The sequence below is a fragment of the Methylophilus medardicus genome, assembly GCF_006363955.1.
Classification (GTDB): domain Bacteria; phylum Pseudomonadota; class Gammaproteobacteria; order Burkholderiales; family Methylophilaceae; genus Methylophilus; species Methylophilus medardensis.
In genome coordinates, this window is sequence record NZ_CP040948.1 from 692,234 (window position 1) to 718,004 (window position 25,771).

Genomic DNA, 25,771 nt, shown 5'->3' on the forward strand with positions numbered 1-25,771 from the left:
GGCTGTCACCGAATGGTGACAGCCGAATCGAGTATTATTTTTCTACGAACGCTTTTTCAATGACGTAATCACCCAATTCGCCAATGCGCGGGGAGACTTTGAAACCACGTTTTTCCAGCATTGCAGCGGTATCCACCAACATGGCTGGGCTACCGCAAATCATCGCCCGGTCGGTTTCAGGATTGAGCGGAGGCAACCCAATGTCGGTAAACAGCTTGCCGTTTTCTACCAAGTCGGTCAGACGCCCCATGTTTTTAAAAGGCTCACGGGTAACGGTAGGGTAATAAATCAACTTATTACGCACTTCTTCGCCAAAGAACTCATTATTTGGTAATTCTTCGGTGATGAACTGTTCGTAGGCCAATTCGTTGACATAGCGCACGCCGTGAATCAACACCACTTTTTCAAAACGGTCATACACCTCGATGTCCTGAATCAGGCTCATGAACGGCGCTAAGCCAGTGCCTGTCGAGAAAAAGTACAGGTTTTTGCCCGGTTTGAGGTCAGAGGTAATCAGCGTGCCGGTCGGTTTGCGGCTCACCAGCAATGGATCGCCAACTTTTAAGTGTTGCAGACGGGAAGTCAACGGGCCATTCGGCACCTTGATACTGAAGAACTCTAAATGCTCTTCATAGTTGGGGCTGGCAATACTGTAGGCGCGGGTCAATGGCAAGCCATCCACCTCCAGGCCGATCATCACAAACTGGCCGTTTTCAAAGCGCAGGCCTGGATCACGGGTGGTTTTGAAGCTGAACAGGGTATCGTTCCAGTGATGCACACTCAATACCGTCTCGGTGGAATATTTTTTACTCATGAGGTGAATAGGTTTCTGAATTCAAGGGGTTAATTTAAACGGCTATTATAGCGCAGCTGTCAGTTGTGGCACGGCCTCAAACAAATCGGCCACCAGTCCATAATCTGCAATTTTAAATATCTGCGCTTCTGGGTCCTGATTGATGGCGACCACCACCTTGCTATCTTTCATGCCATAGGCATGCTGGATGGCACCAGAGATCCCCACGGCAATGTAGAGCTCAGGCGCAACGACCACACCGGTCTGGCCCACTTGCAGGTCATTGGGGGCATAGCCCGCATCGACAGCCGCACGGCTGGCGCCAATTGCTGCGTGTAACTTGTCAGCCAGCGGTGCCAGCACCTCAGCAAAGGCATCGGCACTGCCCAGCGCGCGACCGCCCGAAACCACCACTTTGGCCGCGGCCAAGGGTGGCCGTTCGGATTTGTTGAATGCTTCAGCTACCCAGCGGCTGCCTTCGGCGGCTGCCGGTACAGACAGGGTTTGCGTGCCAGCAGCATTGCCATTGGCGGCGGCTGCAAACTTACTGCCGCGCACGGTCAGCACCTGCGTCGCATCTGTGCTCTGCACCGTTGCCAGTACATTGCCAGCATAGATGCCGCGCACATACGTGTTTTGATTGACGATTTCCAGCACGTCCGAAAGCATATTCACATCCAGCAATGCCGCCACGCGTGGCAAGACGTTTTTGCTAAATGCGCTATGCGCCGCCAAGATCACGCGGTAGTTGGCTGCCACTGTCACCACTAGGTCTGCCAAGTGTTCGGCGGTGGCGTGTTGCAAACTGGCATCCGTGGCCACTAATACGCTACTCACGCCTTGCAAAGCAGCCGCTTGTGCCGCGAGTGCGTCGGTGTGCGCTGCGGCAATCAACACATCTACCGGTTGTTGCCATTGCTGTGCAGCGGTGACTGCGCGCGCAACTTGTTCGTTTAAGTGCTGGCCATCATGTTCGGCAATAATCAGTGTTCTCATGCAATGATCCCTTGGTGTGTACGCAATTTGCTCAATAATTCATTCACATCTTTGACCATGATGCCGGCCGGGCGCTCAGGCGGCGCTGCCACGCTGAGTTGCTTGACGCTATGCGTGAGTGACAGATTGAGCGAATCCAGCGCAATGGTTTCAATGGGTTTTTTTCTGGCCATCATCAGATTCGGCAGTTTGACGTAACGCGGGTCATTCAGCCGTAAATCTGCCGTAATCACAGCAGGTAAGGGAACGCTCAGTGTTTGTGTGCCGCCATCCACCTCGCGTACTACGGTCGCTTGTTGGTCGGCAATGGTGATTTCAGAAGCAAACGTCGCTTGCGGCAGCTTGAGTAAGGCGGCCAACATTTGGCCCGTTTGACCAGCATCGTCATCAATCGCTTGCTTGCCCAATAAGATCAATGAGGGCTGCTCGCGTTCAACGATGCTTTTGAGTACTTTTGCGACTGCCAAAGGCGCTAGACTATCTTGCGTCTCGACCAGAGTTGCGCGATCCACACCCATTGCCAGCGCATGACGCAACACATCCTGATGCGTCGCGGTGCCAATGGTGACGGCGACGATTTCAGTGACAATGCCTTTTTCCTTGAGCCGAATGGCCTCTTCAATCGCGTTCTCATCAAACGGATTCACACCCATTTTGACGCCGTCAATGTCCACATCAGAACCATCTGCTTTGACGCGAACTTGAATGTTATAATCAACGACCCGTTTGATCGCTACTAGTGCTTTCATAAAACGTTTGCCTTTGTGTTGGTTTTTACTCGTAGCCTTGCATTTTAAGCTAGGTTGTAATATTTATTAAATTGATTATTATAATAATATATATCTATTTTGTAGATTAATTTTAACCCGCCGCAATCACACTGCAATTCCATACCCTGCAATGAAATACACCCTCAGACAGCTGGAGATTTTTGTGGCGATTAGTCGCGCGGGTAGCGTGTCCCGCGCCTGCGATCAGCTCGCACTGTCACAATCGGCTGCCAGTACTGCCCTCATTGAGTTAGAAAAGCAGTTTGATATCCAGTTATTTGACCGCGTTGGTAAATCTTTACGCATCAATGAGGCCGGGCAACAATTGCTGCCGAAGGCGGTTGAGTTGCTTGATCGTGCGCGCGAAATTGAGCGTATGTTGCAGGGGCAGCAGGGCTACGGCAATCTTAAAATCGGCGCTACGTTAACGGTGGGTAACTATTTGGTGACGTTATTGGTGGCCAAATTTCTGCAGCAATATCCACAAAGTCATATTCAGTTGCAGGTGCAAAATACACGCACGATTGTCGAGCAAATTGCTAACCATACGCTGGACTTAGGTATGATAGAGGGCGAATGTAATCATCCGGATATTGCGGTGGCGCCATGGATTGCTGACGAATTGGTGATTTTTGCTGCACCCACGCATCCTCTGGCGCGCTTGGCGCAGACGGGTAAAACCATCCATAAATCAGATTTGCTGTTACAACCCTGGATTGTCCGTGAGCAAGGCTCGGGCACGCGCGAGACGTTTGACCGGGCATTTAAGCAGGATTATTCCCGTCTCAATATCACGCTGGAGCTTGAGCACACCGAGGCGATCAAACGGGCAGTGGAGTCTGGTCTCGGCATTGGCTGCATTTCGCGACTGGCACTGAAAGATGCCTTTAGGCGCGGCAGTCTGGTGCCGATTGAGAACCACAGTTTGCAGTTTCACCGCAATTTTTATTTTTTATGGCACAGGCAAAAATACCAAACCGGTGGCATTCGTCAGTTTCTGGCTTTTTGCCAGGCCTTTACCCAAGGCGCGACGCGTAGCGATCTGATTGATATTCCGGCCATTGCCTGACACAAGGAGCAAAGATGGAAAGAGATGTTATGGAATACGATGTGCTGATTGTCGGGGCAGGCCCGGCCGGCTTGTCCGCAGCCATTCGACTCAAACAATTGGCGCAGGCACAGGGCGAAGACTTGGGCGTGTGTGTGCTCGAAAAAGGCGCCGAAGTTGGCAGCCACATTTTCTCTGGCGCCGTGCTTGATCCCAAAGCCTTGCAAGAGCTTTTTCCAGACTGGCAAGCCTTGGGTGCGCCACTCAACACGCCGGTAAACAAAGATACCTTCGTCGTATTGGGTGAGGAGAAGTCATGGGAGGTGCCCGAATGGTCCTTACCACCTTTAATGCGCAATCACGGAAATTACATCATCAGCCTAGGGGAAGTGTGTCGTTGGTTGGCCGGCCAAGCAGAGGCGCTCGGGGTCGAAATTTACACCGGTTTTTCTGCGCAAAGCCCAAGTTATGATGCGCAAGGCCGCATGATCGGCGTGATTACGGGCGATATGGGCTTGGATAAACAAGGCAATCCTAGCGCAAACTACACGCCGGGCATTGAAATTCGGGCGAATTACACGCTGGTGGCCGAAGGCACACGCGGCTCGTTGACCAAACAATTAGAGGCGCGTTATGGCTTGCGTGCCACAGCCAGCCCTGCCAAATATGGTATTGGCTTTAAAGAAGTTTGGCGAGTCGCGCCTGAATTGCATCAAAAAGGCTTGATTGAGCACACACTGGGCTGGCCACTGGATGCGAATACCGGTGGTGGCGGATTTATTTACCATCATGGTGAACATTTAGTCTCTGTCGGTTATGTGGTGCATCTGGACTATCAAAACCCTTACTTGTCACCGTTTGATGTTTTTCAAACCTTTAAAACACATCCTAAATTAAAAGGGTTGCTGCAAGGGGGCAAACGCTTGAGTTATGGTGCACGTGCGATTTCTGAGGGCGGCGTGCAGTCCTTACCAGAGATGGCTTTCCCTGGCGGCGCGCTATTAGGTTGCAGTGCCGGCTTGGTGAATCTGCCAAAAATCAAAGGCACGCATTATGCGATGAAATCCGGCATGCTCGCCGCAGAGGCTGTGTTTGAAGCGCGCCAGCAAGGCAACCCTGAATTATTGACCAGCTACCCGCAAAAGCTGCGGGCTTCTTGGATCTGGCAGGAGTTGTTTGCGGTACGTAATGTGAAGCCTTATCTCTCGCGCTTGGGCACCTGGGCGGGTTCGGCATTGGGTGGCATTGAAATGTGGCTATCTAGCTGGGGCGTCGCGCTGCCGTGGACACTGAAACATGCCAGTGCGGATCATGCCACGCTGGCAGAGGCATCACAGAGCCAAGTGCCCACCTATGCCAAGCCCGATGGCGTGTTGACCTTTGATAAGTTAAGCTCGGTCAGCTTGTGCAATCTTTCGCATGACCACCAGCAACCTTGCCATTTGAAGTTAGGCGTGGCGGATATGCCGGTGCGGGTGAACTTGCCGCGCTACGCTGGCCCAGAGCAACGCTATTGCCCTGCCGGGGTATACGAGTACGTCGAGCATGCCGGTGAAAAAGTCTTGCAGATTAATGCTCAAAATTGTATCCACTGCAAAACCTGCGATATTAAAGACCCGATGCAAAACATTAATTGGGTGCCACCTGAAGGCGGTAGCGGACCGAATTACGTTTCTCAGTAATCGATACCCAATAAAAAGCCACCTACGTAAGGTGGCTTTTTTGTTGGCATGCGGGTTAACGTTTTTGCGTCAGTGCAATAAAGGCGGCAATCCAACCTATCGTCACTGTGGTGATCAGCATCAGCCCACCAACATTAAACAGATGAAATACCAATTGAAACTGGCTTTGATAGTTGTTCGCGAGCAGTTGTACCGGTTGTTTTAAATTCCACACAATGACAAACAGCAGTGCGACTGCAATGAGACCACCGCCCAGACCATAAACCCCGCCCATGTACAAAAACGGGCGCCGAATAAAACTGTGTGTGGCCCCGATCAAGCGGCTGACTTCAATCTCGGCCTCGTGCGTGAGCACTTGCATGCGTACTGTGTTGCTGATCACGGTAATCATGGCAATGCCAAGCAGGCTGGCAAAAATGACCGCGATGCGTTTTCCTAACACCAACATCGCGTGCAAACGTTCAATCCAAACATTGTCGATGACCAGCTCTTCAATCTCTGCGCGCTTCTGCAATAGCTGCTGTACCGGTTTCACCGAGGCCGGCTGCGTATCCTGGAGGGTGATAAATAAAGCGTCCGGCAATGGATTTTGCGGTAAGTCTGCCAGCAGGTCTTTTTGCACAAACTGCTGCGTCAGTTGTTTGATCGCCTCCTCCTTGGGCACGTAGCGCACCTCTTTCACCTGCGGCAAAGCCTCTAGGTCGTGGATCAGTCGCTGTAGCAGATTTGCATTGAGCGCGGGTTTGAGGAAAGCACTGATTTGGGCGTCTTGTTTGAGGGTACGCGACATGTCTTGCAAGTTGTCTAGGCCAACAAACAGTAAGCCCGGCAGGGTGGCGGTAATGCCAATGACCATGCAAATGGTCAGCGTATTCAGCCAGTGGGTTTTTAAGCGCTGCACGACCAGCTCCATGGCCATGGCGTGTTGGTTTAACCAGTTTTTCATAGCCTGCGTCTCATAACATCGCCGTTTGTGATGGCATGGGATTAATTTTTTGCTGATCGATATGCAAAGTACGGTAAGCGATCGTGCTGACTTGGCTGACATCATGCATGGCAATCACCACCGTGACACCCACGTCGTTAAAGGCTTTCAGGAGCTGCATGATTTCGAGCGAAGCGGCTTGATCCAAACCGCCGGTTGGTTCGTCGGCAATCACAATCGAGGGACGGCTAACGACTGCACGTGCAATCGCCAGTCGCTGTTGTTCGCCGCCCGACAGCGTGATCGGCATGGCTTTCTCTTTGTTGAGCAAGCCTACCTTGTCCAGTGCCGCACGCACCCTACGTGCCGCCTCTTCGCCCGTAATGCCTTGAATGCTCAAAGGCAGGGCGACATTCTCAAAGCTATTGCGGTCATAAAGCAGCTTATGGTCTTGAAACACCAAGCCAAATCGGCGTCGCAGATACGGCACGGCGTTGGGGTGCAGCTGGCTGATATCTTGTTGATTGATCAGAATGTGCCCGCTGGAAGGCAGTTCTATGCCTGCCATCAATTTGAGTAGCGTGCTTTTGCCGGCGCCGGAATGGCCGGTGACCAGTACAAACGCGCCTTTGTCGATGCTAAAGCTGACTTGACGAAATAAATGTGCGCTATTGGGGTAGCGCATGCTGACATTATTAAAAACAATCATAATTTAAAGCGAGGATGCCTAGTCATCAATTAAAGCATCAATAAAATCGGTGGCGCTAAATGGGCGTAAGTCATCAATGCTCTCGCCGATGCCAATCAGGCGGACCGGAATCTGACTGCCTGATTGTTGGCCAAGGTGTGCGATGGCGGCAATCACGCCGCCTTTGGCGGTGCCATCCAGTTTAGTCAGTGCCAAGCCGGTGACGCCCAGCGCCTCGTTGAAGGCCTTTAATTGGTTCACTGCATTCTGGCCAGTGTTTGCATCTAGCACCAACAAAATTTCGTGCGGTGCGCCCGGTAAAGCTTTGTCGATGACGCGTTGGACTTTTTTAATTTCATCCATCAGATGTAACTGGGTTGGCAAACGACCGGCGGTATCCGCAATCACGATGTCGATCTTTTTGGCGATCGCCGAATTGATTGCATCATAAATCACCGCTGCCGGGTCCCCACTTTCAGAGGCAATCACATGTACATCATTGCGCTCGCCCCAAACTTGTAATTGCTCACGGGCGGCTGCGCGAAAAGTATCGCCCGCGGCAATCAACACGCTATGGCCTTGCGCTTGCAGATATTTAGCCAGTTTGCCTATGGTAGTGGTTTTGCCCGCTCCATTCACCCCTACCATCATCATCACATAAGGCTGATGGCCACGCACATCAAGCGGGGATTCCAGCGGCCCCAGCAAGTCGAGCAAGGTTTCTTTGAGCGCCAATTTGAGGGCTGTGGTGTCTTGCAAGTCTTGTTTTTTAACGCGGCTACGTAATTGTGTCAGTAAGTGTTGGGTAGCACTCACGCCCACATCAGAGGTGAGCAAAATGGTTTCTAATTCCTCATAAATCGTTTCGTCGATTTTGCCGCCACCAAAAAGCGCACTGAGTTGCCCGCCTAATTGTTGTCTTGTTTTGGCGAGTCCGTTTTTTAAACGTTGCGTCCAGCTTAAGTCACTGGCCTCGGTGGCGACTGGGGGAGCGGGATCGGTCTTTTTGGCAAATGGATTGAACATGGCGGCTTAAAACTCGGTAATATCGTCATTTTAAGCTGAATCGAAGTTTCCCGCCATGGCAGGGCTGATGGTACAGACATCACCATGGCAGTTCGAACTAAACCAGCGCGCTAGCAGTCACAACGATGCTTTGAAATTCTTTTAACGCAGCTTGTGTAAATAACCGTTTGTGATGACAACATGAAAAAAACAATGAGTTTGACGAGCCCGTGGCTAATCACGGTGCTGATGAGTGTGTATGCTTTACCCGGGCACAGTGAAATAGTGCAAACCACACTAAAAAATGGTCTCAAAATCATCGTGCAAGAGGATCATCGGGCACCCGTGGTGGTGTCTCAGGTATGGTATCGCGCGGGTTCAGTGGATGAGTTAAATGGTAAAACTGGCGTGGCGCATGTGCTTGAGCACATGATGTTCAAGGGCACCAAGGCAGTGCCGGCAGGCCAGTTTTCACGTCAGATTGCTACTGCAGGCGGTAAAGAAAACGCCTTTACCAGCAAAGATTACACTTGCTACTTTCAGCAGCTTGAGAAGTCCAAATTACCGTTGTCCTTCAAGTTAGAAGCTGATCGTATGGCGAACTTGCAAATCACGGATGCTGAATTTGCCAAAGAAATCGAAGTGGTAAAAGAGGAACGTCGCTGGCGCACGGAGGATAAACCGCAATCGCGCGTCAATGAGCAGTTTGAGTCTTCCCTTTATCGCGCGCATCCTTATGGCCGTCCAGTGGTTGGCTTTATGAATGATCTGGAAAATATGACTGCCGAGGATGCACGTGAGTGGTATCGCACTTGGTATGCGCCGAATAATGCCACCATCGTGGTGGTGGGGGACGTGAAGGCGCAAGACGTGTTCAAGTTGGCAACACAAACTTTTGGCAAGCTAGCCGCCAAACCACTGCCTGCGCGCAAACCACAAGTGGAACCGGTGCAGCTGGGCGAGCGTCGCGCCATTGTCAAAGCGCCCGCCAAGTTGCCTTATTTTGTGATGGGCTTTCACGCGCCAGCGCTTAAAAACGGCCAGAGTTATGCCGAGCAAGACTGGGAGCCGTTTGCGCTAGAAGTATTGTCCAGCATCCTGAGTGGCAACGACGCCTCCCGTTTGAGCCAAAAGCTGGTGAGAGAGCAGGCAATTGCACTCGAAATCGACACAGGCTATGACAGTACAAATCGCGGGCAAACCTCCACCTTTGAAGTCGCGGCCTCACCGAGTGAAGGGGTGTCACAAGAGGCTTTGCAAAAAGCCATCTGGGCGCAAATTGATGAGATTAAAACCAATGGCGTAACCGCAGCGGAGTTACATCGTGTCAAAGCTGCGGTCATCGCTGCAGACGTTTACAAGCGTGATTCGATGTTTTATCAAGCGATGCAGATTGGCCAGCTAGAAACCTTAGGTTACCCATTGTCATTGCTACAAAACAATGCAAGCCGGGTGCAGGCGGTGACTTCGGAGCAAATCCAGCAAGTGGCCAAAAAGTATCTGATCCCAGAACAGATGACGCTGGTAAGCTTGGATCCACAACCGATGGATCCCAATTTCAAGCCCGCCGGTAAGCCGCATCAGCACTAGCCGTATCGGGTTTTAATCCGCTAATTCAACCATTAAGCGCATAAGGTATACCCCATCAAACGGGGTAACTAAGGAATAGAATGAACGTGTTTACTTTTATTAAAACAATGTTGTTGGCTTTCGTGTTACTGGGATTCGCCGGGGCAAGTCATGCCGCGTTGAATATTCAGCGTTGGACGACAGCGCAAGGCAGTGCAGTCTACTTTGTCGAAAACCACTCGTTGCCGATGATGGACGTCAGTGTCAACTTTTCGGCAGGCAGTGCCTACGACTCGCCAGAAACGTCTGGCTTAGCCGCGCTGACACACCACGTGATGGCATTAGAGGCTGGTGGGCTGAGCGAAGAGACGCTCACCAATCGATTTGCTGACATTGGTGCGGTGCTCGGGGGTAGTTTTGATGCAGATCGTGCCAGCTTTAAAGTACGCACCTTAACCACTGAGCAGGCCGCAGCATTGACGGCATTTAATCTGGTGTTACACAAACCTGATTTTACCCAGAGTGTGCTGGCTCGCGAACAAGGGCGAATCGTGTCTGCGCTGCAAGAGGCTGAAACCGAGCCAGACAGCATCGCGCAAAAGGCCTTCATGCGCAGTATTTATGGCATGCATCCTTACAGCCAAGACCAAAATGGTGAGATATCAACGGTGCAAGCTTTGCGTGCAGAGCATTTGCGTCAGTTTTATCAAAGCCATTACACGGCGCAAACTGCGGTCATTGCGATCATGGGTGACGTGACCACCGAGCAAGCCAAACAGATCGCCGAACAATTAAGTGCGGGCCTGCCGCAGGGCCCAGCCGTGGCCCCTGTGCCGCCTGTGGCAACGCTGAGTGCACCCACAGTGAAAAAATTACCTCACCCGGCGATGCAAGCACATATTTTGATTGGTCAGCCAGGCAATCTACGTGGCGATCCTGACTTTTTCCCCTTGTATGTCGGCAACTATATTTTGGGCGGCGGCGGTTTCGTCTCGCGCCTGACCGAAGAGGTTCGTGAAAAACGGGGGTTGGCTTATAGTGTTTACAGCTACTTTATGCCGATGAGCCAGCTGGGCCCTTTTCAAATTGGCTTGCAAACTAAAAAAGAACAGGCTGATGAGGCCCTAAAATTGGTGCGGGATACCGTGCAGCAATTTGTGGATCAAGGCGTGACTGCGAAGGAGCTCACTGCCGCCAAGGATAACTTGATTGGTGGTTTCCCAATGCGTATCGATAGCAACAGCAAGATCCTCGAGTATTTGAATATGATTGGCTTTTACAAACTGCCGCTAGATTATTTGGATACTTTTAACCAGCGTGTTGCGGCGGTGACTGTGCAACAGGTCAATGATGCCTTTAAGCGTAGGATTCACCCCGAGCATTTTGCCACCGTGATTGTCGGGGCAGAGTAGTCAAAAGCCATGCAAAAGCCGACCCTCAGGTCGGCTTTTTTGATGCGAAGATTTAGCCCACACGCTTTTTACGAGCCAGTAGGTAGTAGAGTATGGCGCCGGGTAGGTTGAGAAAAAAGAGTACCAGAAACCAAACCAGCTTATCTTCGCGCTGATTTGCCAAGCAATCCACCAGCATCCATACCCAAAAAAATCCGAGTGCCAGGGCAATCAGGCTCCCAATCAAGCCAAATCCAAACAAAAATTCCATACGGTCTTCCTTTAACAATTGCATTCAATCATAACACGATCCGTTTTATCGATCAGCGTCTGGCTTTGGTTGCAGCCTTTAAGCCCTTATAATCTTGTTTTTATGGCCAACGAATCGAATCTGTTTCATGAATCAAGTTCGTCTTAACGCGGGTGTTTGGCGCAGTCGCATTCTCAAGTTCCCCGAAGCTGAGGGCTTGCGTCCCACCGCAGACCGCGTGCGTCAAACCTTGTTTAACTGGTTGGGCCAAGAGATGACCGGCAAAGTCTGTCTCGATTTGTTTGCGGGCACGGGTGCGCTCGGTTTTGAAGCGCTATCACGCAATGCTAAGCAAGTCACCATGCTGGAGTTAGCCAAGGCGCCTTTTCAGGCTTTGCTGCAAAATCAGCGCTTGCTAGACGCAACCAAAGCAGACATCCGTCAGGCCGATGCCATGCAATTTTTGGCGAACAATACCCAGCGTTATGATGTGATTTTTTGCGATCCACCCTACCGTAAACAGTGGCTGGACAAGTTGCTGCCGGTTTTGGCAGCGCACTTGGCGACTGATGGTGTGCTATATGTTGAAGCGGAATATGCGTTAAAATCCAATGCGGACTGGCAAGTGATTAAGTCCGGCAAGGCCGGGCAAGTGTTTTATCATTTGTTACAGGCGATGCCAGCCGCTATCAAGGATACGCCTTAAAAAAATCGGGGTAAGGGTGAATGAGTAAAGTCAGAATTGCGGTGTATCCGGGTACGTTTGATCCGATTACACTCGGACATGAGGATATCGTGCGCCGCGCCGCCAATCTGTTTGATCAGGTGGTTGTCGCGGTGGCCGGCAGCACAAGCAAACAGACCTTGTTCAGCTTGTCTGAGCGGGTGGCTTTGGCGCAGTCAGTATTTGCTGGCGACAACATCCGCGTGGTTGGATTTGATGGCCTGTTGATGCAGTTTGTGCAGTCGCAGGGCGCGCAGATGGTGATTCGTGGCTTACGTGCAGCCAGTGACTTCGAGTACGAATTTCAGTTGGCCGGGATGAATCGCAAGTTGTTTCCCAAGCTTGAGACCTTATTTATGACGCCGACGGAAGAATTTATGTTTATTTCATCCAGCCTGGTCAGAGAGGTCGCGCGGCTCGGGGGCGATGTGAACCAGTTTGTCTCGCCCGGCGTCGAAGCCGCCATCAAGCAAAAATTGTAACCCTAGCCCAGAGAAAGTATTCAGCGTAGCAGCCATGGCTTTATTGATTACCGACGAATGTATTAACTGCGACGTGTGCGAGCCGGTCTGCCCGAATGAGGCCATTTCACAAGGCGCTGAAATCTATGAGATCAATCCTGACCTGTGTACGGAGTGTGTTGGTCACTTCGATCAACCACAATGTCAGCAAGTATGCCCGATCAGTTGCATTCCATTCGATCCTGACCGGCGTGAAACGCAGGCAGAACTAATGGAAAAATATATGCGGATTACTAACCGCTAATCCTATACCGCGCCCTTTGCCGGGCAATACTAATCACAAGGAGTGAATATGCGAGTGTTACATACCATGTTGCGCGTAGGCGATTTGCAACGTTCGATCGACTTTTATACCAATGTGTTGGGAATGAAATTAATTCGTACCCAAGATTACCCAGATGGCGAATTTACACTCGCCTTTGTCGGTTATGGCAATGAGTATGACCATACCGTGTTGGAGCTTACTTATAACTATGGCAAAACCACCTACGACATGGGCGGCGCTTATGGGCACATGGCGATCGAGGTCGATGATGCTTATCAAGCCTGTGAGCGGGTGAAAGCCAAAGGCGGCAAAGTCGTACGCGAAGCGGGGCCGATGAAACATGGTACGATTATCATCGCGTTCATCGAAGATCCCGACGGTTATAAAATTGAATTCATCCAGAAAGGGACCATCGAGTACCCGGTCAATGTCTAATCAAGCGCATTTAAAGCAAGCCGTGACGCTGGCGCAAGCCGGCGACTGGCAAGCCTCACACCTGATTGCGCAAGACTATACTGACGCCGTGGCTAATTGGCTGCACGCGGTCTTACACAAAATTGAAGGTGATACGTGGAACAGCCAGTACTGGTATGCCAAAACCGGTGGACATCAGTATGAAGATTATGGGTCGGATACGATGGCGGAGTTAGCGGCCATCGCGGATTGGCTCGACGCGGCCGACTAGGCCGCGTCGATTTTACTTATGTTCATCCAGCGCGGTGCGGCTGCTGACGAAAATGCCCCACAGCGATTGCAAAAATAGCCCAATCGCTGTCCCGGTTAAAAAAAGCATTGCGCACGCCACCAAACAGACCAGCAGTAAAAAGGCATCCTGCTGCCAAGGGCCGAAGTTTGACAGCTTTTGCCAGATATCAAGCACCTGCTGTATCCAATGATCTAATCGAATATGCACCATGCTTTTATTATGCCTGAGCCCTGCCTTGCTTGGGCAGGGGGCAAGCGTCGGATGGATGACTACAGCCAGACTTTTGCATCCTTTTACTGTTTTTCCATCGCTTAGACCTGAATGAAGCATCCTGCTGGAGCCAAATCGGTGCATGGCCGTGCTTGTTGTCAGTGCGTTCTGCGTGCTTTCGTTTTTTAACACCCTGATTTTTAAAAGAAAAAAACGTCATTAAACATGGCCTGCTTGTTGCTAGTCTTGATTTAGCTAGAGGAGAGGCATCATGATAAAAAAACTTGCGGCCAATGCCATGGTTTCTGCAGAAGCCAGGCTGACCGATAACATTCAATTGTTGGGGACCCTGCTCGATAAAGCGATTCTCGAAGTAGAGGGCGAAGAAGTGTCGCAAAAGATCGCCTCCATTCGTCACTCGGCGTTGCGCTTTCATCAAACGCATGACCAGCAGGCTTCTTTAGATTTGGAGCAGTTGCTGGCGGGCCTGAGTCTGGAGCATACCGTGCGTGTGGTGCGCGCACTGGCTTATTTCAAACATCTGGTGAATCTGGCTGAGGATTTATATGGCCAAGAGCTGGGCCATTGTGCACAAAATACGCCTGCGCCCGGTATGCTTTCTTACACGCTTTCTCGTATCAAAGCGGCGGCCATCCCAGCCGATACCGTGCAAAAGCTACTCGAAGATGCGCTGATCTCACCCGTGTTGACGGCGCATCCGACCGAAGTGCAACGCAAAAGTGTGCTCGACATTGAGCGTTTGATTGCCGAGTTGCTCGCTGCGCGAGTCCCCATGGTATCGGAGCAGCAGTTGGCCCGTAACAGCCTGTTGTTGCAAGGCGCGGTCTCAGCGCTGTGGCAAACCCGCATGATGCGCTACTCTAAACTGAGCGTGCTCAATGAAATTGAAAATGCGCTAACCTATTACGAAAGCACTTTTTTGCATGTGATCCCCGAGATCTTGCAAGATATCGAGCGTGATTTGTCGGACCTATTACCGAATGTGGCTTTGCCGGGTTTTTTACGCATGGGCAGTTGGATCGGTGGTGACCGCGACGGCAACCCCTTTGTGAACGGCACTACTCTGTGCGAGAGCGTGCGATTGCAAGCGACCACCTTGTTTAAGTTTTATTTGCAAGAGCTGGCGGCGCTCCGGCGAGAGTTAGCCGTCTCTACGCGGGTCGTCGGCGTGGATGACGCAGTCTTGCAGTTGAGTAAAGATTCACGCGACCAATCCCAGCACCGTTTAGATGAGCCCTACCGGCTAGCATTAAACGGCGTCTACGACCGGCTGTTACTGACGGCCAGCAAGCTGTTGCCCGAGGGCGGATGGGTCTTGCAGGAGGAGATGGCAGAGGCGGTCTATGATAGCCCGGAAGCATTGCTGGTGCCGCTGCAAATTATTGCGGATTCGCTGCGCAATCATCACGGTGAAGCCTTGATTTATCCGCGCTTAGGCAAGCTGATTAAAGCAATCAACACGTTTGGCTTTCATCTGGCTACCGTAGATATTCGTCAATCGTCCGATGTGCATGAGGCGGTCATCACCGAATTATTGCAAAAAGCCGGGCAGGATTTTGATTATGCAAGCTTTAATGAAGATGAAAAAATCGGGATTTTGCTAGAAGAGCTCAAGCAACCGCGCTTGTTGTTTTCACCGTTTCAGCAATATTCCGAGTTGGTGCACAAAGAAATTGGCGTGTTGGTGGCGGTGCGTGAGACGCGGCAACGCTTTGGTGAACATGCCGTGCGCCAGTACATCATTTCGCATACTGAAACGCTGTCAGACCTGTTAGAAGTGGCATTGCTACAACGCGAGGCGGGCTTACTGCGCGGCGTGTGGGGCTCTGCCAATATTCAGGTTGACCTCAATATCGTGCCACTGTTTGAGACCATCGCCGATTTGCGTGATGCCCCGATGATCATGGGTAAATGGCTGAGCCTGATTGGTATTCGCCATGTGATCCGCTATCAGGGCAATGAGCAAGAGGTGATGCTGGGCTACTCCGATAGTAACAAAGATGGCGGATTTCTGACCTCTAACTGGGAGCTGTATAAGGCGGAAGTCTCGCTGGTAGAGTTATTTAATCAGGCCAATGTGAAATTACGCTTATTTCATGGCCGTGGCGGCACAGTTGGCCGGGGCGGCGGTCCGACTTATCAGGCCATTATGGCGCAACCCAAAGGTACGGTGGATGGCCAGATCCGCTTAACCGAACAAGGTGAAATTATTTCGACCCGCTATGCCGACCCAGTTGTGGGCCGGCAGCATCTTGAAACACTGATCGCAGCAACGTTAGATGCGACCTTGTTTCCCTCAGACCAGCTTGATCCCGCCAAGCGGCGCGCATTCGAGAGCGTGATGGAGACACTGTCTGCGACTGCCATGACCAGTTATCGCAGCCTGGTTTATGAAACCCCAGGCTTTGCCGAATACTTTTTTAGTACGACCCCGATTGACGAAATTGCCAGCCTCAATTTGGGCAGCCGTCCAGCAGCACGCAAGTCGACCCGTCGCATCGAAGATCTGCGGGCAATTCCCTGGGGGTTTTCGTGGGGACAATGCCGATTACTACTGCCAGGTTGGTATGGCCTCGGTAGCGCCATTCAACAATTTTTGCAGCAAGATCCGGCCGCGAAAGATGCCCGGCTAGCCATGTTGCTTGAGATGCAGGCGCATTGGCCTTTATTTAATACCTTGATCAATAATGTCGATATGGTATTGGCCAAGACAGACTTGGTGGTGGCGAGACATTATGCACATTTGTTGGATGACAGGGATCTGCGCGAAGATATCTTTAGCCGCATCGCCCATGAGCATAAACTCACCACTGAGGCGGTGAACTTGTTATTGGGGACCACCCAGCGCTTAGCAACGCAGCCGACCATTGCAAAATCTATCCGTGATCGTTTGCCCTATCTTGACCCCTTAAACCACTTGCAAGTTGAAATGATTCAGCGCTACCGCAATGGAGAAACGGATGAAAAGTTGCAGTGGGCGATTCCGCTGACGATTAATGGGATTGCGACCAGTTTACGCAATACGGGTTGATTGTCTGTGCGACACACAAAAAAGGACAAGCCTCGCTTGTCCTTTTTTATTGAGCCAACCGCAGGCGTTAAAGGCGGTTAGTGCTTGCTTTCCCAAGCTTTGATTTGTTTTTCAGCTTCATCTTTAGTGATGCCATAACGTTCTTGAATTTTACCCGCGACTTGATCACGTTTACCTTCAATCACGTCAAGATCATCATTGGTCAGCTTGCCCCATTGTTCTTGGACTTTGCCCTTCAATTGTTTCCAGTTACCTTCAAAGATATCTTTATTCATGTCGAGTCTCCTCAATGTTAAGAAAGGGTTGTAGGTGAATTACCTGAGTTGCATCTTAACCATTAAAGCTTAGCGCTTCAGTCAGCCATACTCGTCAAAGCGGGTCAGATTCGACTGACAGTTGGGCTTGGCTATGGCCGGATTGGATTTTCGCTTCGCATTAAAAGCTGTTAAGATTCTGGCATGAAAAACGCCACACTCTCCGCGTTGGGCCAGTCGCTTGCACAACGTCTACCTTATGAATTTTGGATAGGCTGGCGCTATACCCGTGCCAAACGCAACAACCATTTCATTTCGTTTATTTCGCTGACCAGTATGGTCGGGATCGCGCTGGGGGTCATGGCGCTGATTGTCGTGCTGTCGGTGATGAATGGTTTTCAGGACGAGTTGAGAAAACGGATTCTTGGCGTGGCCTCTCATATTGAAGTACGCGGTTTTGAGCCTAGCCTCGCCGATTGGCAGCACTTGCAGCAACAAATTCAATCGATACCGCCCAAAGCCGTTGCCAGCCCAATCGAGGGCGTCGCACCTTATATTATGGCGCAGGGCATGCTGACGCATGATCAGGCGGTACAGGGGGTGCTCATTCGCGGCGTGCTTCCTGCGCAAGAATCCACAGTGTCTGAACTGTCTACGCAGATGAAGCTTGGCCAATTAAACGATTTAAAAGCAGGGCAATTTAATATTGTGCTGGGTTCTGATCTGGCCATGGCGCTTGGTGTGCGCGTCGGTGAAAAAGTGGTGTTGATGGCGCCGCAAGGGCAAGTGACGCCTGCGGGGTTGGTGCCACGAATTAAGCAATTTACCGTGTCAGGCATTTTTCAGGTCGGCATGTATGAGTATGACGCGGGGCTTGCCTTGATTCATATGGAGGATGCAGCCAAGTTATATCGTTTGGGCGAGCAGGTCTCTGGTTTAAGGTTGAAACTTGCCGATCTTTTTATGGCCGATCGGGTAAGTCAATCCTTGGTGGAGGCGCTGGGGCCTAACTTTTACATTACCGACTGGACGCAGCAGCATGCCAACTTCTTCAAAGCGATACAGCTTGAAAAACGTGTCATGTTTATTATTTTGGCGCTGATCGTGGCGGTGGCAGCGTTTAATATCGTCTCAACGCTGGTGATGGCGGTGACCGATAAACGGGCAGATATTGCCATCTTGCGCACCATGGGCGCCACCCCGCAATCCATACGTAAAATGTTTGTTGTGCAGGGCGCGATGATCGGCATTATCGGCACAGTGTCGGGCGCATTGCTGGGCGTGTTGCTGGCGTTGAATATTGAAACCGTGGTGCCTTGGATTGAACACACATTTAATGTGCAATTTTTGTCCAAAGATGTGTATTACATCAGCGACTTACCCTCTAAACTCATGTGGTCAGACGTGGCGGCGATTGTAGGTTTGTCTATTTTATTAAGTTTGGTGGCCACCTTGTATCCTAGCGCACGCGCAGCCAGCATGAACCCAGCGGAGGCGTTACGCTATGAGTGAGTTTATTTTGCAATGCCAAGGCTTGGCCAAAACCTATCAGGGGCTGGATACGTCCGTATTGACTGGCGTAGATCTGCAACTCGCTGCAGGGGACCATGTGGCGATTGTTGGGGCCTCTGGTAGTGGTAAAAGTACCTTGCTGCATTTGCTTGGTGGCTTAGACGCCCCGACACAGGGCGAGGTGAGTTGGCTAGGTAAACCGCTCACAAGCCTCTCAGAGGCCGACAAAAGTGCCATGCGTAACCGCTACTTGGGGTTTGTCTACCAGTTTCATCATTTGTTACCAGAATTTAGTGCACTAGAGAACGTGGCCATGCCGTTGCTGATTCGGCGCATGCCGCGTGTGCAGGCCTTGGCCCAAGCCGAGCATTATCTGTCACTGGTGGGGTTGACGCATCGACTGGAACATACGCCGGGTGAGCTTTCAGGTGGTGAACGCCAACGTGCAGCCCTAGCCCGTGCCTTGGTGACACAACCGCGCTGTATTCTGGCTGACGAGCCAACCGGCAACCTAGATCGGCAAACTGCTGAGCAGGTGTTTGAACTACTGTTGCAAATACAGTCTGCGCAGGGCACTTCGTTGGTGGTGGTGACACACGATCTGTCACTGGCTGCGCGTATGCATCGTCAATATCGCTTGCAAGATGGCCGCTTGCAAGCGTTGTCTTTAAGCACAGAGCAGGGCGTCACTCCTTTTTAAGTCACGACCATGCTACCGGGCGCGACTCTCGGATTTCTGCTTGGCGTTTGGCTGTTTCAACAGCAAGCGCAACTGTGGTCTTTGTTTGTGTGGCTTGGTTGGTGTGCGCTCTTGGTCGCGCTGCGTCTGGCGCGATGCGTGCCTCGTTACCCAACGCTATGGCGTAAACTTTGGTTGCTGGTGCTCATCACGGCATTGGGCTTTGCGTGGGCGCAAGCACGCGCTTGGTGGCGATTGCAATCTGCACTGCCCGCAGCTTGTCAGCAAAAAGTCATTGCTGTGCAGGGCGTGATTGTCAGTGTGCCGGAGCAAGATGCACGTGGTCAGCATGTAGATATGGCCATCGAGCAACGTTTTAATGCGGTGTGTGGCTTGCCAGATAGGGTGCGCTTGCATCTTTATACGCAAGCCTATCGCGGCGACGTAGCCAAATCTTCGCATCCTTTGCCACGTTTAAAAGCGGGAGAGCGTTGGCAATTCAGCGTTAAGTTAAAGCGGCCGCACGGTACACGCAATCCACATGGTTTTGATTACGCCGCTTGGTGTTTGGCCAACGATATCGGTGCCAGTGGGTCGATTGTGACGAAAGCCCCGATGCGACGCCTACAGTCGCTCGCTTGGCAGCCTGCTGCTTGGATTGCGCGCTGGCGCGCATTGGTAGGGGACCGCATCACGCAGATCTTGGGCCATACGCCATCAAGTGCCGTGATGCGTGCGCTGGTGATCGGGGATGACAGCCAGATTTCACGGGCCGATTGGCAATTATTTGTCGATAGCGGGATTAATCATTTGGTGAGTATTTCCGGGCTACACATTACCATGTTGGCCTCGTTAGGCTATCTCTTCATTGGCTGGTTGTGGCGGTTATGGCCCCGCTGGGCTTTATATGTACCCTCCACTTTAGCCGCCAGCACTGGCGGCGCACTGGTGGCGATTGTTTACGCCGCCCTAGCGGGTTTTTCTATTCCAACCCAGCGCACGCTGTATATGCTGCTGACCGTATTTGTGATGCTCAGCCTAAAGCAGCGCATACCTTTTTCATGGCTGTTGAGTATCGCGATGTGGGTCGTGTTGCTTCTAGATCCTTGGGCGGTCTTGGCGCCCGGTTTCTGGTTATCTTTTGGCGCGGTGGCAGTGCTGGCATTCAGTATGTCTGGCCGGTTACGCGTCGCACCTTGGTGGCAGAGCGCGATGCAGGCACAGTGGGTGATGACGTTGGCATTTGTGCCGGTATTGATCATGCTGTTTAATCAGCTGGCATTGGTCTCACCCTTGGCCAATGCATTGGCCATTCCGCTGGTCAGTATTGGTGTGGTCCCACTCGCGATTGCTGGCGCAGTGTTTTCGATTGATTTTTTGCTGATCTGGGCGGCTAGCTTATGGGAAGCCTGTGCTGCGGGTTTGCAGTGGTTGCATCAATGGCCTTGGGCGGTGCGCTATTTTGCAACGCCGCCCGTTTGGGCGTGGTTGATTGCCATGTTGGGGACGCTGGTGTGGCTCATGCCCTGCGGGTGGCCCCTGCGCTGGGCGGGGTTGTTATTGTGGCTACCTTTGTTTCACGTTAGTGAACCAATATTGCAGCCTGGGCAAATGCGGGTAACGGTCATTGATGTGGGTCAGGGCTTGAGTGTGTTGTTACAAACCGCCCGGCATGCGATGTTGTACGATGCCGGCCCCATCTACAACGAACAAAGTGATGCCGGCCAGCGCATCGTGTTGCCTTATTTGCGCCATTTAGGCTTACATCAGTTGCAACTTGCCGTGATCTCACATGATGATAACGACCACGTTGGTGGCATGGCGTCGGTATTGGCAGGTATTCAGGCGCAACAAATAATGAGTTCCTTAACTGCAGAGGCGCAATTTTTCAAACAACTACAGCAGAATCCCCAGATGGCCAAGCTACCCCGACTAGCGGGCCGCGCTGGACAGACTTGGGTTTGGGATCAGGTGCACTTTCGCGTGCTGCATCCATCGCATGCGATGACTTCAGTGGCCAAAGATAATGACAAAAGTTGTGTGATCAAAATCAGCTCGGCCCATGGCAGCTTGTTGTTAACCGGCGATATTGAGCAGTATGCCGAGCAAATGCTCCTTGAATCTTCCTCTGATCAGTTGCAAGCAGATGTCATGGTGATGCCGCACCATGGCAGCAAAACCTCCTCCAACATGGCGTTTATCAGACAGGTGCATCCCAAGGTTGCCATTGCAACAGCCGGCTATTTGAACCGTTTTGGGCATCCTAAACCAGAAGTCGTTGCGCGCTATCAGGCATTGGGCAGCCAAACGTTACGTTCCGACCAAGATGGTGCGATTGTATTAGACTTTTTGCGCGGGGCGCAGCCGCATGTGACACGCTGGCGACAGGCCGAACCGCACTATTGGGAGGCGCCTAATCATCCGCTGCCATCGCAAATGTAACCTGATGGATACTGGACAAAACTTGCCCTTAGGCCTGGTTAACGCTAAAGTAGCGGAAGTTTAAAAAAACAACAGGAGTATTTGCTGTGTGGGAAATTATTTTAGCGGCCGGCTGGCCTATCTGGCCTCTGATTATTGCCTCCGTGATTGCTTTGGCAATTATTGCTGAGCGGTTTTGGGCTTTAAGAGCCTCAGTTGTGACACCGGAGCAGCTGCTGCCAGAAGTACAAAACTGGCTTAAGCAGGGCGGTGTGACGCGAGAAACGCTGAGTCGCCTAGAAGCGCACTCTTTGTTAGGTAAGGTGTTTGCTAGTGCCTTGGCCAACATGCATAACTCTCGTGAAGTCACCAAGGAGGCCATTGAAGAAACTGGTCGCGCTGTTGCGCACAAACTAGAACAATATTTGCCAACGTTGGGTACCATTGCCACCGTAGCGCCTTTGCTTGGCCTACTCGGTACGGTCATCGGGATGGTGGAGCTGTTCGGGTCATTCACCAATAGCGGTCATGATGTGGCGCAGTTCGCACGCGGGATTTCAGTCGCGTTGTATAACACCGCCGCTGGTATTGTTGTGGCTGTGCCGTCCATGATTGCTTACCGTTATTTCCGTGGCAAGATTGATGGCTTTTTGGTCGACATGGAGCAACAGGCGATCAAGCTGGTCGAACTCATTCATGGTGATCGTGGCTAGGGTGATCGTGGCAAGGGCGATCGCGGCTGGGGTGATCCCGGCTAGCTGTAGCTGAGTCAAATAGAGTTTGAATAAGCTGCTTAAAAAGCACACAGAACACAGAGGCAATTCATGAATTTTAAACGAGGTGTCCGCAACGAAGAGTTGGAAATTAACTTTATTCCGCTCATTGACGTGCTATTGGTCATCATCATTTTTCTGATGGTGAGTGCAACGTTCTCACGCACCAGTGAACTGCAAATCAATCTGCCGACGGCAGATGCGAATGCGCCACAAGAAAAGCCGCTGACGATTACTGTCGAGGTAGACGCCAACGGCCGTTACTTAGTTAATGGCAAAGAGGCCAATGGTGCGGTGGTGTCTGATTTGTCTGCCGCCTTAACGCAAGCGGGCGCTGATGGCCCCAGTGGCAAAGAGCCCACCATTATTATTAATGCCGATGCGAAGGCAACACACCAATCGGTGATTAATATTATGGAAGCTTCGCGCATGGCTAATTACACGCATATCACCTTTGCGACGCAGGTGAATTCCCGGTAATGCATCCTTGGATCCACATGGTTGCGATCCACCAACAAGCCCGTCAATCTTGGCGGGCTGTTTGTTTTTAGTCTGTCTGAGAAAACCGCATGGCGCGAAAATCTTCCCCTGACGTAGTGATCACTACCCATCCGGCACTGCTCTATAAGCGCCTTTTTGCCTATGCCTGGCACTATAAGATGCATTTTGCGATATCGATGCTATCTACCGCGATTTTGGCCTCCAGCAACACCTTATTCTTAGCCTTGATTAAAAAAGTGACTGACGAAGGCTTTGCCAAATCCTCAGCGGATGAAGCTTACGTATTGCCCCTGATGCTATTTGGCTTAATGGCCATTCGCGCCGTGGCTGGCTTCTTTTCGGTATACAGTTTACGCACGGTGGCTCGGCGCGTGGTTGAGGTTTTACGTAAGCAAATTTTCGCTAAATTGCTGATGTTGCCGGTGAGTTTTTTTGATGCAAATTCGAATGGTTTGCTGGTGTCGAAAATGACTTATGACATTGAGCGATTGTCGACCGTGGTAACGCGTTCTGCGCTCAATGTTTTGCGCGATGTACTGACGGTGATTGGCTTGATCGGCTACATGCTCTACTTGGATTGGCGTTTAACGTTGATATTTGCGCTGGTGGCTCCGCTGATGGGCCTCTATTTGTCACGCACCACCCCTAAATTACGCGCCAATGCAAAAAAAGTGCAGCAGGCAGTGGGTGAGATTACCAAAACCGCTGAAGAGGCTATCGCGGCCCAACGCATTGTTAAGATTTTTGGCGCACAAGCGTTTGAAAATGAGCGCTTTGGTGAGGTGGTTAGTCGCAATCGCCAATTAGAGTTACGCACCGCAAGGATTTCTGGCCTGAACAGTTTTGTGATTGAAATCTTATCTGCGCTGGCCTTGGGTTTGGTGGTGTTTTATGCATTGGCCCAATTTACCGTCGGCGAGTTTGCCGCGTTTGTCGGCGCATTGATGATGCTGATTGCCCCGATTAAACATATCACCTCTGCCAATGAAGATTTACAGATTGGCCTCGCGGCGGCACAAAGTGTGTTCGATGTGCTGGATATTGAAAATGAGGTGGATCAGGGCAGCTATCGCGTTGCACGCACGCAAGGCGCATTGCGTTTTGAGCAAGTGACCGTGCGCTACCCGCAAGCCAAGAGTAACGCGTTATCTTCGCTAAGTTTTGAGATTCAAGCCGGTGAGAAAATTGCATTAGTCGGCCGTTCCGGGAGCGGTAAAACGACATTGGTCAATCTGTTGCCCCGTTTTTATGAGGCGCAAGCCGGGCAGGTATTGCTAGATGGCAAAGATGTCAGAGCGTATCAACTGGACAATCTGCGTGCGCAGTTTTCGTTAGTGAGCCAAGATATTGTCTTGTTTAACGATACTATTTTTAACAACATTGCGTATGGTGCGTTGCGAGATGCCAGCGAGCAGGAGGTCATTGATGCTGCTATCGCCGCGAATGCTTGGGAGTTTATCCAGCAGATGCCGCAAGGCTTGCAAAGTGAGATTGGCGATCGCGGTGTACGGCTTTCAGGCGGGCAGCGTCAGCGACTCGCCATCGCGCGCGCCATCTTAAAAAATGCCCCGGTGTTGCTGTTGGATGAGGCGACTTCAGCGCTGGACAGTGAGTCAGAGTTACACGTACAAATGGCCTTAGACCGCCTGATGCGTAACCGTACTACCATTGTGATTGCACACCGTTTGAGCACCGTTGAAAACGCAGATAGGATCTTCGTCATGGACCACGGTGCGATTGTTGAATCTGGCTCGCACCAGACGTTGCTGGCCGAAAATGGCTACTACAGTAGGTTGTACCACAAGCAGTTTCAAGAGGATTAATGTTACGTATTTGGTTTGAACAGCAGTGGCAGATTCGGGGCTGGGCACAATGCCTGCTATGGCCTTTGTCGTGGCTGTTTGCGCTGTTGGCGTGCTTGCGACTGGCCTGTTACCGGATGGGCGTGTTCTCCAGCCAGGCTATGCCAGTGCCGGTGGTGGTGGTGGGCAATCTGTCGGTCGGCGGCGTAGGTAAAACGCCCGTCGTCATTCATCTCGCGCAACATTTGCGGGCTGCGGGCTATGCACCTGGTATATTGAGTCGTGGGTATGGTGGTTCTGCCACGGGTGAAGTTACTGCTGACAGCTTACCCGCTACCTTTGGGGATGAGCCGGTGCTTATCGCGCGGCGCAGCGGCTGCCCGGTATGGGTCGATGCATCCCGCGTTGCTGCCGGACACGCGCTTCTTCATGCCCATCCTGAGATCAATATCTTGATCTGCGACGATGGCTTGCAGCATTATGCTTTACAGCGTGATTTCGAGATCGCAGTCGTGCAACGTCCATTTGGGCTGGGTAACCGCCGATTGTTGCCTGCAGGGCCGCTGCGTGAGCCGTTGAGGCGATTGCAGTCGGTAGATGTAGTCATCGAGTCGGGAGAAGTGCCAGTCACGCCAGTGCTTGAGACGGTCTCTTATCACATGCGGTTGCAGCAGGGTGCTTGGACGTCAGTGGCAGATTTTTTGAGCGAAACCAGCACTGCCAATTTGCGAGCGCAACCATTAGTCGCGATAGCGGGCATCGGTCATCCTCAGCGGTTTTTTGAGCTGTTATCCACCCTAGGCTTGCAGTTTGATCGTCATCCGCTGGCGGATCACCACCATTACACCCCCGCTGACTTTCAGGCACTCATTGGAAAAACCTTACTAATGACCGAGAAAGATGCCGTAAAATGTCAGCATCTTGGATTATCCAATGCATGGTTTTTGCCCGTCAGTGCTGAACTAAGGCCGATCGGGCACGATCAATCGCTTGTAAATTTTGTGATTGCGCGGTTACAGCAACGCACACAACACGCTAAAGGAAGTAGAAATGAATCCTAAATTGTTGGAAATTCTGGTCTGTCCAGTGACTAAAGGCCCATTAGTGTTTGATAAAACCAAGCAAGAACTCATCTCAAAATCTGCGCGGTTGGCTTATCCTGTGCGAGATGGTATCCCGGTGATGCTTGAAGATGAAGCACGTCGCCTCGAAGAGCAAGAGTACAGCGAATAAC

27 protein-coding genes are annotated in these 25,771 nt (G+C 51.5%); 18 read left to right on the forward strand and 9 right to left on the reverse strand.

Going from position 1 to position 25,771, the window contains the following annotated elements; translation table 11 throughout:
- Window positions 1-34: 34 nt before the first annotated feature.
- From FIT99_RS03350 to FIT99_RS03360, 3 genes are read right to left on the reverse strand one after another with little or no spacing between them, the layout of a single operon-like run.
- Complete coding sequence (locus tag FIT99_RS03350) at window positions 35-814, reverse strand: ferredoxin--NADP reductase (RefSeq protein WP_140002947.1); 780 nt, start codon at window positions 812-814, stop codon at window positions 35-37.
- A 45-nt stretch (window positions 815-859) separates the two neighbouring features.
- Window positions 860-1,789, reverse strand: coding sequence for an FAD-binding protein (locus tag FIT99_RS03355; RefSeq protein WP_140002949.1), 930 nt, complete (start codon window positions 1,787-1,789; stop codon window positions 860-862).
- A complete protein-coding gene (locus tag FIT99_RS03360; protein ID WP_140002951.1) occupies window positions 1,786-2,538 on the reverse strand; it encodes an electron transfer flavoprotein subunit beta/FixA family protein in 753 nt (250 codons plus the stop codon). The genes FIT99_RS03355 and FIT99_RS03360 overlap by 4 nt, the downstream gene beginning before the upstream one ends.
- Before the next feature lie 151 nt (window positions 2,539-2,689).
- Here FIT99_RS03360 and FIT99_RS03365 point away from each other — a divergent pair, with 151 nt between their 5' ends.
- On the forward strand, window positions 2,690-3,628 hold the full coding sequence (locus tag FIT99_RS03365) for a LysR family transcriptional regulator (protein ID WP_140002953.1): 939 nt from the start codon (window positions 2,690-2,692) through the stop codon (window positions 3,626-3,628).
- 14 nt (window positions 3,629-3,642) lie between these two features.
- Complete coding sequence (locus tag FIT99_RS03370; RefSeq protein WP_140002955.1) at window positions 3,643-5,289, forward strand: electron transfer flavoprotein-ubiquinone oxidoreductase; 1,647 nt, start codon at window positions 3,643-3,645, stop codon at window positions 5,287-5,289.
- 55 nt (window positions 5,290-5,344) lie between these two features.
- On the opposite strand, the gene ftsX is transcribed toward FIT99_RS03370, so the two are convergent.
- Genes ftsX through ftsY form a run of 3 tightly spaced genes read right to left on the reverse strand, consistent with a single transcriptional unit; the run spans window position 5,345 to window position 7,928 of the window.
- Complete coding sequence (gene ftsX / locus FIT99_RS03375) at window positions 5,345-6,235, reverse strand: permease-like cell division protein FtsX (protein WP_140002957.1); 891 nt, start codon at window positions 6,233-6,235, stop codon at window positions 5,345-5,347.
- 10 nt (window positions 6,236-6,245) lie between these two features.
- Window positions 6,246-6,923, reverse strand: a complete 678-nt coding sequence (ftsE, locus tag FIT99_RS03380) for a cell division ATP-binding protein FtsE (protein ID WP_140002959.1) — start codon at window positions 6,921-6,923, stop codon at window positions 6,246-6,248.
- Between the two features lie 18 nt (window positions 6,924-6,941).
- A complete protein-coding gene (ftsY, locus tag FIT99_RS03385; RefSeq protein ID WP_140002961.1) occupies window positions 6,942-7,928 on the reverse strand; it encodes a signal recognition particle-docking protein FtsY in 987 nt (328 codons plus the stop codon).
- 180 nt (window positions 7,929-8,108) lie between these two features.
- On the opposite strand from ftsY, the gene FIT99_RS03390 reads away from it, so the two are divergent.
- Both FIT99_RS03390 and FIT99_RS03395 read left to right on the forward strand, forming a co-directional pair.
- Window positions 8,109-9,497, forward strand: coding sequence for a M16 family metallopeptidase (locus tag FIT99_RS03390; RefSeq protein ID WP_140002963.1), 1,389 nt, complete (start codon window positions 8,109-8,111; stop codon window positions 9,495-9,497).
- Between the two features lie 80 nt (window positions 9,498-9,577).
- A complete protein-coding gene (locus tag FIT99_RS03395; protein ID WP_140002965.1) occupies window positions 9,578-10,888 on the forward strand; it encodes a M16 family metallopeptidase in 1,311 nt (436 codons plus the stop codon).
- 52 nt (window positions 10,889-10,940) lie between these two features.
- Here the strand turns inward: FIT99_RS03395 and FIT99_RS03400 are convergent, their stop codons facing one another.
- On the reverse strand, window positions 10,941-11,138 hold the full coding sequence (locus FIT99_RS03400; RefSeq protein ID WP_140002967.1) for a PLDc N-terminal domain-containing protein: 198 nt from the start codon (window positions 11,136-11,138) through the stop codon (window positions 10,941-10,943).
- 127 nt (window positions 11,139-11,265) lie between these two features.
- On the opposite strand from FIT99_RS03400, the gene rsmD reads away from it, so the two are divergent.
- The 5 genes from rsmD to FIT99_RS03425 are packed head-to-tail and all read left to right on the forward strand — an operon-like array spanning window position 11,266 to window position 13,312.
- Window positions 11,266-11,823: a 16S rRNA (guanine(966)-N(2))-methyltransferase RsmD gene (gene rsmD, locus FIT99_RS03405; RefSeq protein ID WP_140002969.1), complete on the forward strand. Its 558-nt coding sequence runs from the start codon at window positions 11,266-11,268 to the stop codon at window positions 11,821-11,823.
- 20 nt (window positions 11,824-11,843) lie between these two features.
- A complete protein-coding gene (gene coaD, locus FIT99_RS03410; protein ID WP_140002970.1) occupies window positions 11,844-12,323 on the forward strand; it encodes a pantetheine-phosphate adenylyltransferase in 480 nt (159 codons plus the stop codon).
- A 34-nt stretch (window positions 12,324-12,357) separates the two neighbouring features.
- On the forward strand, window positions 12,358-12,606 hold the full coding sequence (locus FIT99_RS03415; protein ID WP_140002971.1) for a YfhL family 4Fe-4S dicluster ferredoxin: 249 nt from the start codon (window positions 12,358-12,360) through the stop codon (window positions 12,604-12,606).
- Window positions 12,607-12,654: 48 nt separating this feature from the next.
- The gene (gloA, locus tag FIT99_RS03420) at window positions 12,655-13,062 is read left to right on the forward strand and encodes a lactoylglutathione lyase (protein WP_140002973.1); all 408 of its coding nucleotides are present in this window, start codon (window positions 12,655-12,657) and stop codon (window positions 13,060-13,062) included.
- Window positions 13,055-13,312 (forward strand): hypothetical protein, encoded by a 258-nt coding sequence (locus tag FIT99_RS03425; RefSeq protein ID WP_140002975.1) that lies wholly within the window; start codon window positions 13,055-13,057, stop codon window positions 13,310-13,312. Before gloA ends, FIT99_RS03425 begins: the two co-directional genes overlap by 8 nt.
- A 12-nt stretch (window positions 13,313-13,324) precedes the next feature.
- On the opposite strand, the gene FIT99_RS12450 is transcribed toward FIT99_RS03425, so the two are convergent.
- On the reverse strand, window positions 13,325-13,735 hold the full coding sequence (locus FIT99_RS12450; RefSeq protein WP_223261268.1) for a hypothetical protein: 411 nt from the start codon (window positions 13,733-13,735) through the stop codon (window positions 13,325-13,327).
- A 79-nt stretch (window positions 13,736-13,814) separates the two neighbouring features.
- Between FIT99_RS12450 and ppc the strand changes: the two genes are divergently transcribed.
- On the forward strand, window positions 13,815-16,595 hold the full coding sequence (gene ppc, locus FIT99_RS03435) for a phosphoenolpyruvate carboxylase (RefSeq protein ID WP_140002977.1): 2,781 nt from the start codon (window positions 13,815-13,817) through the stop codon (window positions 16,593-16,595).
- Between the two features lie 77 nt (window positions 16,596-16,672).
- On the opposite strand, the gene FIT99_RS03440 is transcribed toward ppc, so the two are convergent.
- Entirely contained in the window at window positions 16,673-16,870 is a 198-nt protein-coding gene (locus tag FIT99_RS03440) for a CsbD family protein (protein ID WP_140002979.1), read from the reverse strand.
- A 183-nt stretch (window positions 16,871-17,053) separates the two neighbouring features.
- On the opposite strand from FIT99_RS03440, the gene FIT99_RS03445 reads away from it, so the two are divergent.
- From FIT99_RS03445 to FIT99_RS03480, 8 genes are all read left to right on the forward strand, one after another.
- The gene (locus FIT99_RS03445; protein WP_140002982.1) at window positions 17,054-18,361 is read left to right on the forward strand and encodes a lipoprotein-releasing ABC transporter permease subunit; all 1,308 of its coding nucleotides are present in this window, start codon (window positions 17,054-17,056) and stop codon (window positions 18,359-18,361) included.
- Complete coding sequence (gene lolD, locus FIT99_RS03450) at window positions 18,354-19,061, forward strand: lipoprotein-releasing ABC transporter ATP-binding protein LolD (RefSeq protein WP_140002984.1); 708 nt, start codon at window positions 18,354-18,356, stop codon at window positions 19,059-19,061. Before FIT99_RS03445 ends, lolD begins: the two co-directional genes overlap by 8 nt.
- A 9-nt stretch (window positions 19,062-19,070) precedes the next feature.
- Window positions 19,071-21,482, forward strand: a complete 2,412-nt coding sequence (locus FIT99_RS03455) for a DNA internalization-related competence protein ComEC/Rec2 (RefSeq protein ID WP_140002986.1) — start codon at window positions 19,071-19,073, stop codon at window positions 21,480-21,482.
- Window positions 21,483-21,568: 86 nt separating this feature from the next.
- Window positions 21,569-22,174: a MotA/TolQ/ExbB proton channel family protein gene (locus FIT99_RS03460; RefSeq protein WP_140002988.1), complete on the forward strand. Its 606-nt coding sequence runs from the start codon at window positions 21,569-21,571 to the stop codon at window positions 22,172-22,174.
- Between the two features lie 111 nt (window positions 22,175-22,285).
- Complete coding sequence (locus FIT99_RS03465; RefSeq protein WP_140002990.1) at window positions 22,286-22,714, forward strand: ExbD/TolR family protein; 429 nt, start codon at window positions 22,286-22,288, stop codon at window positions 22,712-22,714.
- Window positions 22,715-22,803: 89 nt separating this feature from the next.
- A complete protein-coding gene (msbA, locus tag FIT99_RS03470; protein ID WP_140002993.1) occupies window positions 22,804-24,558 on the forward strand; it encodes a lipid A export permease/ATP-binding protein MsbA in 1,755 nt (584 codons plus the stop codon).
- Window positions 24,558-25,598 carry a tetraacyldisaccharide 4'-kinase gene (lpxK, locus tag FIT99_RS03475; RefSeq protein WP_140002995.1) on the forward strand — a complete coding sequence of 347 codons (1,041 nt, stop codon included), beginning with the start codon at window positions 24,558-24,560 and terminating at the stop codon, window positions 25,596-25,598. Before msbA ends, lpxK begins: the two co-directional genes overlap by 1 nt.
- Window positions 25,588-25,770 (forward strand): Trm112 family protein, encoded by a 183-nt coding sequence (locus FIT99_RS03480; RefSeq protein ID WP_140002997.1) that lies wholly within the window; start codon window positions 25,588-25,590, stop codon window positions 25,768-25,770. Before lpxK ends, FIT99_RS03480 begins: the two co-directional genes overlap by 11 nt.
- Window position 25,771 lies beyond the last annotated feature (1 nt).

Bases quoted from the DNA above. Each gene is read 5' to 3' on its own strand.
- FIT99_RS03350 (WP_140002947.1), bottom strand. From the start codon at position 814: ATGAGTAAAAAATATTCCACCGAGACGGTATTGAGTGTGCATCACTGG.
- FIT99_RS03355 (WP_140002949.1), bottom strand. From the start codon at position 1,789: ATGAGAACACTGATTATTGCCGAACATGATGGCCAGCACTTAAACGAA.
- FIT99_RS03360 (WP_140002951.1), bottom strand. From the start codon at position 2,538: ATGAAAGCACTAGTAGCGATCAAACGGGTCGTTGATTATAACATTCAA.
- FIT99_RS03365 (WP_140002953.1), top strand. From the start codon at position 2,690: ATGAAATACACCCTCAGACAGCTGGAGATTTTTGTGGCGATTAGTCGC.
- FIT99_RS03370 (WP_140002955.1), top strand. From the start codon at position 3,643: ATGGAAAGAGATGTTATGGAATACGATGTGCTGATTGTCGGGGCAGGC.
- ftsX (WP_140002957.1), bottom strand. From the start codon at position 6,235: ATGAAAAACTGGTTAAACCAACACGCCATGGCCATGGAGCTGGTCGTG.
- ftsE (WP_140002959.1), bottom strand. From the start codon at position 6,923: ATGATTGTTTTTAATAATGTCAGCATGCGCTACCCCAATAGCGCACAT.
- ftsY (WP_140002961.1), bottom strand. From the start codon at position 7,928: ATGTTCAATCCATTTGCCAAAAAGACCGATCCCGCTCCCCCAGTCGCC.
- FIT99_RS03390 (WP_140002963.1), top strand. From the start codon at position 8,109: ATGAAAAAAACAATGAGTTTGACGAGCCCGTGGCTAATCACGGTGCTG.
- FIT99_RS03395 (WP_140002965.1), top strand. From the start codon at position 9,578: ATGAACGTGTTTACTTTTATTAAAACAATGTTGTTGGCTTTCGTGTTA.
- FIT99_RS03400 (WP_140002967.1), bottom strand. From the start codon at position 11,138: ATGGAATTTTTGTTTGGATTTGGCTTGATTGGGAGCCTGATTGCCCTG.
- rsmD (WP_140002969.1), top strand. From the start codon at position 11,266: ATGAATCAAGTTCGTCTTAACGCGGGTGTTTGGCGCAGTCGCATTCTC.
- coaD (WP_140002970.1), top strand. From the start codon at position 11,844: ATGAGTAAAGTCAGAATTGCGGTGTATCCGGGTACGTTTGATCCGATT.
- FIT99_RS03415 (WP_140002971.1), top strand. From the start codon at position 12,358: ATGGCTTTATTGATTACCGACGAATGTATTAACTGCGACGTGTGCGAG.
- gloA (WP_140002973.1), top strand. From the start codon at position 12,655: ATGCGAGTGTTACATACCATGTTGCGCGTAGGCGATTTGCAACGTTCG.
- FIT99_RS03425 (WP_140002975.1), top strand. From the start codon at position 13,055: ATGTCTAATCAAGCGCATTTAAAGCAAGCCGTGACGCTGGCGCAAGCC.
- ppc (WP_140002977.1), top strand. From the start codon at position 13,815: ATGATAAAAAAACTTGCGGCCAATGCCATGGTTTCTGCAGAAGCCAGG.
- FIT99_RS03440 (WP_140002979.1), bottom strand. From the start codon at position 16,870: ATGAATAAAGATATCTTTGAAGGTAACTGGAAACAATTGAAGGGCAAA.
- FIT99_RS03445 (WP_140002982.1), top strand. From the start codon at position 17,054: ATGAAAAACGCCACACTCTCCGCGTTGGGCCAGTCGCTTGCACAACGT.
- lolD (WP_140002984.1), top strand. From the start codon at position 18,354: ATGAGTGAGTTTATTTTGCAATGCCAAGGCTTGGCCAAAACCTATCAG.
- FIT99_RS03455 (WP_140002986.1), top strand. From the start codon at position 19,071: ATGCTACCGGGCGCGACTCTCGGATTTCTGCTTGGCGTTTGGCTGTTT.
- FIT99_RS03465 (WP_140002990.1), top strand. From the start codon at position 22,286: ATGAATTTTAAACGAGGTGTCCGCAACGAAGAGTTGGAAATTAACTTT.
- msbA (WP_140002993.1), top strand. From the start codon at position 22,804: ATGGCGCGAAAATCTTCCCCTGACGTAGTGATCACTACCCATCCGGCA.
- lpxK (WP_140002995.1), top strand. From the start codon at position 24,558: ATGTTACGTATTTGGTTTGAACAGCAGTGGCAGATTCGGGGCTGGGCA.
- FIT99_RS03480 (WP_140002997.1), top strand. From the start codon at position 25,588: ATGAATCCTAAATTGTTGGAAATTCTGGTCTGTCCAGTGACTAAAGGC.